The 12,083-nt window shown below is 54.6% G+C and carries 9 protein-coding genes; 7 read left to right on the top strand and 2 right to left on the bottom strand.

What is annotated here, in order from left to right:
• The first annotated feature begins 13 nt into the window (after nt 1–13).
• From atpD to ABQ298_15040, 6 genes are all read left to right on the top strand, one after another.
• On the top strand, nt 14–1,426 hold the full coding sequence (gene atpD / locus ABQ298_15065) for a F0F1 ATP synthase subunit beta (GenBank protein ID MEQ9825705.1): 1,413 nt from the start codon (nt 14–16) through the stop codon (nt 1,424–1,426).
• A gap of 72 nt (nt 1,427–1,498) precedes the next feature.
• Nucleotides 1,499–1,912, top strand: a complete 414-nt coding sequence (gene atpC, locus ABQ298_15060; GenBank protein ID MEQ9825704.1) for an ATP synthase F1 subunit epsilon — start codon at nt 1,499–1,501, stop codon at nt 1,910–1,912.
• A 108-nt stretch (nt 1,913–2,020) separates the two neighbouring features.
• On the top strand, nt 2,021–3,361 hold the full coding sequence (locus ABQ298_15055) for a dihydroorotase (GenBank protein MEQ9825703.1): 1,341 nt from the start codon (nt 2,021–2,023) through the stop codon (nt 3,359–3,361).
• Entirely contained in the window at nt 3,358–5,316 is a 1,959-nt protein-coding gene (locus tag ABQ298_15050; GenBank protein MEQ9825702.1) for a DUF294 nucleotidyltransferase-like domain-containing protein, read from the top strand. The genes ABQ298_15055 and ABQ298_15050 overlap by 4 nt, the downstream gene beginning before the upstream one ends.
• Nucleotides 5,313–5,930: an exonuclease domain-containing protein gene (locus ABQ298_15045; GenBank protein ID MEQ9825701.1), complete on the top strand. Its 618-nt coding sequence runs from the start codon at nt 5,313–5,315 to the stop codon at nt 5,928–5,930. Before ABQ298_15050 ends, ABQ298_15045 begins: the two co-directional genes overlap by 4 nt.
• A gap of 44 nt (nt 5,931–5,974) precedes the next feature.
• The gene (locus ABQ298_15040; protein ID MEQ9825700.1) at nt 5,975–6,565 is read left to right on the top strand and encodes a class I SAM-dependent methyltransferase; all 591 of its coding nucleotides are present in this window, start codon (nt 5,975–5,977) and stop codon (nt 6,563–6,565) included.
• Nucleotides 6,566–6,670: 105 nt separating this feature from the next.
• On the opposite strand, the gene katG is transcribed toward ABQ298_15040, so the two are convergent.
• The gene (gene katG / locus ABQ298_15035) at nt 6,671–8,890 is read right to left on the bottom strand and encodes a catalase/peroxidase HPI (GenBank protein MEQ9825699.1); all 2,220 of its coding nucleotides are present in this window, start codon (nt 8,888–8,890) and stop codon (nt 6,671–6,673) included.
• A 137-nt stretch (nt 8,891–9,027) separates the two neighbouring features.
• On the opposite strand from katG, the gene ABQ298_15030 reads away from it, so the two are divergent.
• A complete protein-coding gene (locus ABQ298_15030) occupies nt 9,028–9,945 on the top strand; it encodes a LysR family transcriptional regulator (GenBank protein MEQ9825698.1) in 918 nt (305 codons plus the stop codon).
• Nucleotides 9,946–10,020: 75 nt separating this feature from the next.
• Here ABQ298_15030 and ABQ298_15025 read toward each other — a convergent pair whose 3' ends face one another.
• On the bottom strand, nt 10,021–12,060 hold the full coding sequence (locus tag ABQ298_15025) for an alginate lyase family protein (GenBank protein MEQ9825697.1): 2,040 nt from the start codon (nt 12,058–12,060) through the stop codon (nt 10,021–10,023).
• Nucleotides 12,061–12,083: the final 23 nt, after the last annotated feature.

Here is a 12,083-nt window from a genome sequence, read left to right as displayed (position 1 = left end):
ACATACCTCTATCATGGCATCTAAAGGAAAAATTGTTCAGGTAATCGGAGCGGTTGTCGACGCTCAGTTCCCTGAGGGGGAATTGCCGGAAATCTTCGACGCACTCGAAGTCACCGTGGCTGGCGACGGCAGCAATCGCAAACTCGTGTTGGAGGTACAACAGCACCTTGGTGAAGGTCAGGTGCGTGCGGTTGCCATGTCCACAACGGAAGGTCTGGTTCGCGGACAGGATGTGACTGCAACCGGAGCCGCAATCTCCGTACCTGTCGGTGAACAGGTGCTCGGGCGCATTTTTAATGTCGTGGGCGAAGCCATTGATGAGCGTGAAGAAGCGAAAGGTGAGCGTTGGCCGATCCACCGCAACCCGCCCGAACTGATTGACCAGGCTACCGAAGCCGAAATTCTGGAAACCGGAATCAAGGTTGTGGATCTCATTTGTCCCTTCCTCAAGGGTGGAAAAGTAGGTGCTTTTGGCGGAGCGGGAGTAGGAAAGACCGTTTTGATTCTGGAGTTCATCAACAACATCGCCAAGGAGCATGGTGGCTTGTCCGTTTTTGCGGGTGTGGGAGAGCGGTCCCGTGAAGGAAATGACCTCTACCACGAAATGTCGGAGGCAGGAGTGATTGATCAGAAAAACATCGGCAACTCCAAGGTAGCCCTTTGTTTTGGTCAGATGAACGAACCGCCCGGCGCTCGTATGCGTGTCGCGCTGACGGGTCTGACAATGGCAGAGTATTTCCGCGATGAGCGTGGGCAGGATGTATTGTTGTTCATCGACAATATTTTCCGATTTTCCCAGGCAGGGTCGGAGGTTTCGGCGCTGCTCGGTCGTTCTCCCTCTGCCGTGGGATACCAGCCGACGCTCTCCCAGGAAATGGGTATTTTGCAAGAGCGCATTACCTCGACTAAAAAGGGTTCCATCACCTCGATTCAGGCGGTCTACGTACCTGCGGACGACTTGACCGACCCAGCTCCGGCCAACACCTTTGCCCACCTTGATTCCACCATTGTTCTGGAGCGCTCGATTGCGGACCTGGGGATTTACCCGGCGGTTGATCCTCTCGTTTCCACGTCCAAAGCGCTGGATCCTGACATTGTGGGCGAGGAACACTTCAACGTTGCCCGCGGTGTTCAACAGGTGCTTCAGCGTTACAAGGACTTGCAGGATATCATCGCGATTTTGGGGATTGATGAACTTTCGCCCGAAGACAAACAAACCGTCTTTCGTGCCCGCAAGATCCAACGCTTCCTTTCCCAGCCCGTACACGTGGCCGAGGTATTTTCCGGCATTCCAGGAGTCTATGTCCCGGTGAAAGATACCATCCGTGGTTTCAAAATGATCCTCAACGGTGAACTCGATCACGTGGATGAAAGTGAGTTCTACATGAAAGGAACGATCGACTCCGTCGATACCTCGAAGAAATAAACCGTATCTCGTGAACCCACCCGACAGCCAAAGGTGGGTTCGCTCCAAGCTGCGGGAACAATCAACACTGCCATGTCGCTTCAAGTAGAAATCGTCACGCCGGAGGGCAAGTTGCTCTCGCGAGAGGTGGATTCTGTGATCATTCCGACCGAGTTGGGCGAAACCGGCATACTGCCGGGTCACGTTCCACTGCTTGCAAAGGTGGTGCGTGGTGAGCTGCGCCTGACGCAGGGCGTGGAAACGGATCGCATTGCCGTCGACAAGGGCTTTGCTGAGGTCATCGGTAGCCGAGTTGCCATTTTGGTGGAGGGTGCCGTGGACATTGATGATGTGGACTTGGGCACGATCGAAGCCGCGCAAAAGAGAGCGGAGGAAGCTCTGGAGGCAGCGAAGAATCAAAACATGGATCCTTCCGAAATTGAGCAGATGGAAACCCGCCTGCAATTCCTGATGGCCCAGAAATTGATGAAAAATCCAAGGGCTTAAGGAGTCTTTTCCTCACAGCAGTGGATTGGAGCCTAAGCGGGAAATGCAGTGCGGATTCCGCAATCTCGGATTGTATCCGGGGCGGTTTTGACACATCGTTGAGTCATCATGACTGAAACGATTCATCTGCTCAATGGCCGCGTCGTCAATGAAGGCATCCAGCAGGAAGCGCATCTCATCTTGCGTGACGGTCGCATCGAGCGCATTTGCTCAGCGGTGCCGTCCTCCCGCGCAGATCGTGTCATCGATGTTGCTGGTGCCTGGGTTCTGCCAGGACTGATTGACGACCAGGTCCATTTTCGCGAACCCGGGTTTCCGAAGAAAGGAACCATCCGCACAGAATCCATGGCGGCTGTGGCGGGTGGAGTGACTTCCTATATGGAAATGCCCAATACCTATCCGCCAACCACGGACGCAGAGCGTCTGGATGAAAAGCACGTAGTGGCGAGTCGCGATTCCTATGCAAACTACAGTTTTTATCTTGGGGGTTCGAACACCAATCTGGATGCGGTTCGGGCGGTTGACGGAAAGCGGGTGCCCGGGATCAAGGTGTTTATGGGATCGTCAACCGGGAATATGCGCGTGTCAGAACCCGAGGTTCTCGAACGCATTTTCCAGCATGCGCCCATCCCGGTAGTGACGCATTGTGAGGATGATGACATCATCGCGGCGAATCTTGAACGTTACAAGGCGGTTTGGGGTGAAGAAATCCCAGCCCGCTATCATCCCGATATCCGTTCGAGGGAAGCATGTCTGGCATCCAGTAAACTGGCAATCGAACTGGCCCGGCGGCACGATGCCGACTTGCACATCCTGCATCTGACCACGGCGGAAGAGCTTGCGATGTTTGAACCCGGTCCGATTGATGGGAAAAAGATTACAGCGGAGGCTTGTGTGCATCATCTGCATTTTAATGATTCGCACTACGCAGCACTCGGACATCGCCTGAAGTGCAATCCTGCCGTGAAAACGGAACAGGATCGCCTCGCGATCATAGAGGCCCTGAAAGATGGGCGCATCGACATTCTTGCAACAGACCATGCTCCTCACGAGCTGGAATACAAATCCAACCCCTACACCCAGGCTCCGTCGGGGCTTCCGCTCGTGCAGCATGTGCTTCAGGTGCTCTGGGAACATGTGCGGCGCGGGGAACTGACTGTGGAACGGCTGGTCGAGGCAACGAGTCATGCGGTTGCAAAACGATTTTCGATCAAGGATCGAGGGTTTCTGCGTGAAGGATACTGGGCGGATATCGTGGTTGTTCGCGAGCACGAATACCCGGTGAAATCGGAAAACCATCCCCTGTATTCCCGATGCGGCTGGTCTCCCTTTGAAGCAGAGTCGTTTTATGCAAACATCGAATACACGTTAGTATCGGGGCATCTGGTAGCTGAAAACGGACGTGTGGTTGGGGACCCTCGCGGGCTGGCTCTCGAATATTTGCGATGAAATTATCCAACAGTCTCTTTGAGCGCATTGCGGATTTCCTCAAGGAATACCCGCCGTTCCTGTACATGGAGACACGGGATCTGGAGACGATTGCACGCAAAGTGCGCATCAAGTTTCACGAAAAGGATGAAATCGTGTTTGAAGAGGGAAATCGCCGCCGTCCCCTCTTTTACGTGGTGAACAAAGGATCCGTGCGTGTGACAAGCCAAAGGCGGGGGAAAAGAGAACTCTCGGATCTCCGTGGAATCGGGGACTTGCTTGGCACCGGGCACCTGCTCGACCCGGATGGGGATTATGTCAATACGGCCGTTACGGAGGAAGATACGATTCTGTATGCAGTGCCATGGATTGAATTTGCGAACCTGCTACCGCTCTATCCGGACGTGATCCGATATCTGAAAGCGAACATCAGTCTGCGATCTGATTTTCGCATTCCCTCCATGGCGGATCAGGTCGAAATGTTTCCCGCAGAGGATGAAGTGGACTCTCTCATTGGTCGCATTGAACAGACGACCAAGTTGAGCGAGTATTCCCGCAATCGTTTCATCGCCTGTGCTCCAGGTGAGACGATGCAGGAAGTGGCGTTCAAGATGTTGTATCACAAGGCTGAAGCCATCGTGGTAACCAGTCGGGAAGGTCATCCTCTCGGCATCGTGACCAAGACGGACATGGCGAAAGTCGTGCAGTCCGGTCGTGCTCCGAAGGAGGCGAGGGCAAAGGAATTCATGAGTTCTCCCGTCATCACCGTGGAAAAAAATCCGCGCTTGGGACGTTGCCTGCGCATCATGATGAAAACCGGATTCCAACACCTTTGCCTGACGGAGGATGGCACTCCTCACAGTCCTGCCTGCGGAGTCATTTCGGAGCGGGATCTGATGCTGTACTATGGCAATAATCCGATGGTGATCATTCGGCAGATTGGAGAAATCAACAGCTTTGAGGAACTCAGCCACATGCGCCACCGCGCCGATATGCTGACCCTGCACGACCTGCGCAGCGCGGACAGTATCGGCTGGTTTGCAGAGGTGGTGCACGACCTCAACCGTAATTTTGTCAAAAAAGTGATTCGCCTCGCCATGGATACTTTGAGGCAAGAGGGCAGCTACATGCCGCCTTCAAGTTTTTGTCTGGTCTTCGCCGGGCTGGGCGGGCGCAAGGAACTCTTCACGCGCAATGCCATGGATCGGGGATTGATCTACCGGCCCGACCATCCTGACCATGCGCAGGCCTGTGCCAATTTCTACTCAAAACTGGCGGTCCACATCAATGAAGGACTGCTCAAGTGTGGATGGACCGCGCATCAGCTCGGCTATACCGAAAACAATCCGCAGTGGTGTCAACCGCTCAGCGAGTGGAAGCAATACGTGTCGCGGTGGATCGAAACGGAAAATTTACAGGAACTCTACCGCAACCTGCTCTGGTTCGACATGTTGCCGGGGGATGGACTTGAGCACTTGCTGGATGATCTCACCCTGTGGCGCAAGGCACGCATGGATCGGAATGCAGGGTTCATCCGTCGGTTGGCACGTGCGACACTTGACCATTCTCCAGACAGCACCGTGTATGAAAGCTTCAACCGTCCGGGGGAAGAGGGAAAACCCGAGCGCTTCAACATGGATGCCTATGTTTACGTGCCCTTGGTGGACCTTGGTCGATTGCTCGCATTTGCTCACGGGATTCATGATGTGACGTCGACATACGAGAGATTTGTGCGTCTCACCCAAATCGACAAAGAGCATGAATCGATCTATCAGGAGGCTGCAGAGGGATTTCGCATATCCCTGCTCATCATTGCTCGCACCGGTCTCAAGGAGCAGACCAATGGGAAATGGATTGACCCGAGCACGCTGAACAGTCTTGAAATCCAGCTGGTGAAGTCCACATTTCGTACGGTTCTGAACCTTCAGAATCTGATCGAGGAACGCTACCTCGCACCTTCGGAGGATGCGCAATGATATCGAGTGATGTGCTTCCCGGGCGCTGGGTGGTTTGGGATACCGAGACCACAGGCACGAATCCGGGGCGGGATCGACTGGTGTCGATTGCCGCAGTTGCGATTCAGGGAAATGAGATCGTCCCGGAAGACTCATTCGAGTGCATGGTTCGCATCCCTTTTAACTCGTCAGCAGTTGTGGTGCACGGGATCACACGGGAAGAGACGGAGAGGCAGGGAATCGAGGAAGCGGAAGCGGTGCAGGCATTTTCCGATTTTATCGGAGACGCCTGGCTTGTCGGACATCATGTGGCTTTTGACGTCATCGTGCTCAACCACGCCAGGCTTCGTCACGGGCATGCCATCCTTCCAAATCCGGCGGTGGATGTGATGGAGCTGGTTCTGAAACTCGAAGAACACCAGTGTATTCCCCCACGGCAGGATCCGCATGATTTTGGACTCGATGCACTGCTCGAGCACTTTGGCATGGGGAAAGCAGGGCGACACACCGCCATGGGGGACTCTTTTCTCACAGCCATGATTTTCCTCAAGTTGCTCAACGTCTGCAAAGGTGAAAATCTGGAGCTGTTGAAGCAGAGTATGCAATATGATATTGGAACCGGAAGCACACGATGACCGCTGACCCGCACAAACCTTCACGGCCCGCACAAGAAACGCACATGTGGGATGCCCGTTACGAATCCAACCCATTTTATTATGGAAGAATGCCCAACGACTTCCTCGTCAGTGCGGCATCGTCGATTCCCAAGGGACGAGTGCTCTGCCTGGCGGAGGGAGAAGGACGCAATTCAGTTTTCCTGGCACGTTCCGGCTATGAGGTGACGGGAGTTGATTTTTCGGAAAAGGCGATCACGCATGCGCGCAGTGCCGCACTATCCAGTGGAGTAGAGGTCCAATACCTGCATGCGGATCTCAGTGAATTCGACTTGGGTGAGAACTGCTGGCACGGCATCGTATCCATCTTTTGCCACCTGCCGGAATCCTTGCGAAAAGGACTGCACCAGCGCATTGTGCGTGCACTCCGACCAGGCGGGGTGTTGGTTCTGGAGTCCTATTCCCCGGAGCAATTACTGCTCGGAACCGGTGGTCCGAAGGACCCGGACATGCTATTGAGCTGGGGGCAGGCCCAGAAGGAGCTGCAAGGACTCGAGTTTGAGCTGGGACACACGCTCGAACGCATGGTTTTTGAAGGCATCGGCCATACGGGTGCGAGTGCTGTCACCCAAGTGATCGCCCGCAAACCAGGCTGATCTTTCGCAGCCCTATCCATGCACCGAACGGCCCTGAAATTTCTATGATTCCAGGGCCGTCGATCCATCAAAATACTTCAACGCATTTTACGATGTTGGACTGCGTCAGGCTACGTCGAAACGGTCGGCGTTCATGACCTTGGTCCAGGCGGCAACAAAGTCGCGCACAAACTTGTCCTGATTATCCTTCTGCGCATACAGCTCAGCGTAGGAGCGGAGGATTGAGTTTGAACCGAAGACCAGATCCACTCGTGTTGCGGTCCACTTCACCTCGCCACTCTTGCGGTTGCGGATGTGATAGAGGTTTTCACCTGCAGGTTCCCACGTGTAGGCCATGTCGGTGAGGTTCACAAAAAAATCATTTGTGAGCGCACCCACACGGTCCGTGAAAACCCCGTGTTGACTCCCTCCGTAGTTGGTTCCCAACACGCGCATCCCACCGACGAGCACGGTCATTTCAACAGCGGTCAATCCCATCAGTTGCGTGCGGTCAAGCAGAAGTTCCTCCGGTTTGACGGCGTAGGACTGTTTGACCCAGTTGCGATAGCCATCATGGATGGGTTCGAGCACTTCAAAAGACTCTACATCCGTCATTTCCTGTGTGGCGTCACCGCGACCGGGAGTGAAGGGAACGGTGAGAACTACGCCGGCGGCATTGGCCGCTTGCTCAACGCCCAGGTTGCCGCCAAGAACGATGACATCGGCAACGCTGATCCCAAATTCGGCTGCGATAGGTTCGAGCTTGCCCAGCACGCGGGTGAGGCGTTCCGGTTCATTTCCAAGCCAGTCGCGCTGGGGTGCAAGGCGGATGCGTGCTCCGTTGGCACCTCCGCGCATGTCCGATCCACGGAAGGTGCGAGCACTGTCCCAGGCGGTTGCGATGAGTTCGTGAGAGTCGATTCCAGTCGCTGCGATACGTGCCTTGACCGCCTTCACATCATAGTCGGATTTTCCCGCTGGAACCGGGTCCTGCCAGATTAGATTCTCCTGGGGCACCCATGGTCCCAGGTAGCGAACCTTTGGCCCCATGTCACGATGGGTGAGCTTGAACCAGGCCCGTGCAAAGACTTCGGAGAAATAAGCCGGGTCCTTGTAGAATCGTTCGGATATCTTGCGGTAGTCAGGATCCATCTTCATCGCCATGTCCGCATCGGTCATGATTGGGTTGTAGCGGATCGATGGATCTTCGACATCCACAGGTTTGTGCTCTTCCTTGATGTTGACAGGTTCCCACTGCCAGGCACCAGCGGGGCTTTTCTTGAGTTCCCACTCGTAGTTGAGCAGCATTTCAAAATATCCGTTGTCCCACTGGGTCGGATGGGTTGTCCAGGCTCCCTCAATACCGCTGGTAACGGTATTTCTGCCAATTCCGCGTTTGGTTTTATTGATCCAGCCCAGACCTTGTTCCTCAACATCTGCTGCTTCAGGTTCGGGTCCAAGCAGCGAAGCATCACCGTTTCCGTGGCATTTGCCCACCGTGTGTCCACCTGCGGTGAGAGCCACTGTCTCCTCGTCGTTCATCGCCATTCGGGCGAAGGTCACGCGAATATCCTTTGCCGTGCGAAGCGGATCGGGGTTCCCATCAACTCCCTCTGGATTTACGTAGATCAAACCCATCTGAACGGCAGCAAGCGGATTTTCGAGCGTTTCACGATCTTCGCTGCCATAGCGTTCACGGCTGCTGGCGAGCCACTCCTTTTCCGAACCCCAGTAGGTATCCTTCTCAGGGTGCCAGATGTCTTCACGTCCGAAACCGAATCCAAAGGTCTTCAGTCCCATGGATTCGTAGGCAATGGTGCCCGCCAGAATCATCAGGTCCGCCCAACTGAGCTTGTTTCCATATTTTTGCTTGATCGGCCAGAGCAGACGACGCGCTTTGTCAAGATTGGCATTGTCGGGCCAAGAGTTAAGTGGAGCAAAGCGCTGATTACCCGTGCCTCCGCCACCGCGCCCGTCAGCCGTGCGATAGCTGCCTGCAGCATGCCAGGACATGCGAATCATCAGGCCACCATAGTGTCCCCAGTCCGCAGGCCACCAGTCCTGACTGTGGGTCATCAGTTCCGTGAGGTCCTTTCGAAGGGCCTCAAAATCGAGTGATTGCACCGCATCCCGGTAGTCAAAATCTTCGCCCATGGGGTTGGTCTTGCGGTCGTGTTGGTGCAGGATGTCCAGGTTGAGGGAGTTGGGCCACCAGTTCTTCATGGCCTGCTCCGCAGAAGTGTTGCCACCGTGCATTACGGGACACTTGCCCGTCGTGGCTGGAGTCGCAACGTCACCATGGGGAAAGGGGCATTTGCCCGATTGATTCGCATCATTGTCATTCATAACAGTCTTTGGGTTCGGGTTGGGTCTGACGACCCGAGATGAGGGATGCATGTCCCAGTATTCAGTTGTAGCTTATCAGCAACTTAATCATAAGTGAAATATAAATAAGTTAATCAACTATAGGAGAAAACTATAAGATGGAGTTGCAGCGCTTAAAATATTTTCTGGAAGTTGCCCGGCAGAAACATTTTTCAAGAGCGGCCGAGGTCTGTCGGGTCTCCCAACCCTCGTTGAGCCAGCAGATCAAAAAACTTGAATCTGAGGTCGGAGGAAGGCTTTTTCAACGGTCGCGCGGCGAAGTTTCCCTCACCCTGCTGGGTCAGCAATTTCTCAAGCATGCCCAGGCCATCCTTGCGGATGTGCAATCGGCTGAGGAATTCATCCACAAGGTGCAGGATGAGCACGAGCGAACCCTGCGTTTTGGTGCGATTCCAACCTTGGCACCTTACCTGATCCCACACCTGTTCACTGCGGTTCGTGCACAAGCACCAGGTGTTCGTTTTGAGCTGTATGAAGCGATCACGGAACAACTGACCGAAGCATTGATGATGGGGAAAATTGACTTTGCATTGCTGAGTCCGCCTACGTCGATGGATGAGGAATGTGATTCCATGCTTCTCCTTCAGGATGAACTCTTGCTGACGTTGCCTGAGCATCATGCACTGACTCGTGCACCGTCGGTTTCTGCGGAACAGATAGCTGAGCAAGCCATGATCTTGCTCGAAGACTCCCACTGTTTGGCCGCTCAGACCGGAGCCTATTGCAAGGAGTTGGGGCTGTCGCCTTCTGTCGCCTTGCGCAGCTCTCAGATCGACACCTTGCTGGGACTTGTTGAAACAGGCTGTGGTTTGGCATTTACTCCGGCCCTGGCGGCTCATGCACATCAACATCGCAAGGTCGTCTTTCGTGCCATTTGCGATTTCCCGTGTCATCGGGAGATTCGGCTGATGTGGCTCAAGCGTCATTTCTTATCGCGTTCACAACGATTGGTGGTGCACGCCTTGCAGGACTTTGATTTTTCCGCACTCGTGAAAACTGAAAACCTGCACTGCTGATCGATCTGAAATCCAATGGGGAAAATCAGAGCGTGGGATGGATTCGGACGCAGTCGATGAGGAAAGAAACCTCGTTCAATGTACTCGCTCCTGAACCTGTATCGCACTCCCACTCCAGGTGACTTCAACTACTTTTGTGCCATGCTTCACCTCAACCTGTAGCGAGTCCAGTGATCGTGCATCTCCAAGAAACTGGGCAGAGGGAGCTGGGTTGCCATTTGCTTCAGCGAGTGGTGCAATCCACCAAACGTTGATATGAGGTTGACGGGTGCGGTACTCAAAGCTTGCGGAAGTGCTGGCCCGACGTTCGTTGTATGCTCGACTGTACCACCCACTCACTTCGGGTTCAACCTGCCCATTTGTGAGTTTCCATTGACCTCCGGGTCGAGTGGTGAGCAATTCCACTCTGGCGAACTGACCATCTGCGAGCACCGCCTGCAACCCTGTCTTATCGGCTTCCACCTGTACATCGGGATGCAGGTTCCATCGCGTGTCATAGTGGTGTGCACCATAACCGACGATCTCGTCGATCACCAACCAGGCGATGTGGCGAAGGTAGACCACAATGCGGCGATGATGGACCCGTGAGCTTGAGGCTGGACCCAGTTCAAAATCAACCGAAGCTGCAAATGCGTCGAACTCAGGCTCGATTTGGGCCAGCACAGGCAAGGGTTGCGACACCGTGTTTGGGGGGCGGTGAGAGTCGCGTCCATCCACACGAACGACGTTGTGCCCCGCGCCGTAGCGAAAGTAATCCCGCATGGCACCGGGCTTGTAGATGTAACGTCCGGTGTCGACCAGCAGATCATGCTGCCCCAGAGAGATGCTCAGGTGCAGGCGATCCCAATGCTGGTGCGCACTTCCATGCGGACCAATGTCAAAAAAGGCCCAGTGGTCATCAGGTCCCCATCCACTGCGCATGATGGCATGGCCCGCCCAGGGGAAAAAGCGGCTTGCGGGTTCTTTCGGTGCCACACCTGATGTACCATGGGTGAGAATAAATTTCCAATCGCTGCGTCCGAAATATGCGTTTGCGACTTGCACCAGCTCGCGGTTGTTTTCAAGCGAGGAATCGCTGTTCAGCGGTCCCATGCCGGACGGTCGCATGACCACTGCAAGGTTGTTCCAAAGGGCTTCGACGCGCTGCCGAAATGCGGAGTCGACTTTGTCTTTGCCGCGACTCTCCAGCATCTGCAGGATGCGCAGGTAGTTTTCTGCCACAACTTTCTGGTAGTGATTGGCAAGTTCCTTGTAGGTTCCGTCGGGATAGGTCTGTTTATACAACTCTTCTTCAATCACATCCACTGCGTGCTGTAGCCACTGCGGTGCTTCCCGAAACTGTGGCCACGCCAGTGCGCAGGTTGCAATGGCCAATTTTTCGGTCACCTTGTGATTGCCTCCCCAGAAGGAATAGTGGTTGCGCAGGTATTTGGCGTGTTCTGGGATTGCCGAGAGCATGAGAAACAGGGCTTCATCGGAGAGCGCTGATTCCATGCGGACCTGTGCATAGACAGGTAACCATGAGTCAAGGATGCGACGGGCAGCCTCAAGCGCACGCCACGAAGTGGAGAAACTGACTCGATTTGGAGGTGGGTGATCGGGGATCCACTCGCTCAGGTGGGTGCTAATGGTTTCCAGAAAACGCGCTTCTCCGGTTTCGAGAAACGCTGTGAGCAGAAAGTTGAAATGTGGGTGGCGGTTGAGCATCCAGGCCCACTCCTTGTCCTGGTTGGGGCCACGATCCTCCCAGTTCAGGCGTCCATCCGGATGCAGTGGCTGCTGATACGTCCTGCTCTGAATCGTGAAGATCCCTTCTACTGCCTCGTGGGCAAGCTTAAGAATATCGGGTCGTGCAGGAGGTAGTTCTGGGATCAGTGCGGATGGCAGTGGATTCTGACGCATGTAACTCAGCAGGATCGCCAGTGCCGTTTCAGGATCGTTCTCACGCAACGCCACCTGTGCGTCCTGCAAGCCTTCACTGGAAAAATCGATGGCATCGAGCAGTGCTCCAGCACGGATGGGGTAGCGTTCCAGCAACTGGCTTGCGCTCAACAGTTCGTCAGCATCCGGTTTTGGATTTCCATGCAACAGACTTGCAGGGGTGAAACATGCCATCAGTTGACACCCCAGCAAGCAGA

Source organism: Puniceicoccaceae bacterium, assembly GCA_040224245.1.
Taxonomy (GTDB): Bacteria; Verrucomicrobiota; Verrucomicrobiia; order Opitutales; family JAFGAQ01; genus JAKSBQ01.
This window is presented reverse-complemented; position numbering and strand designations above follow the sequence as displayed.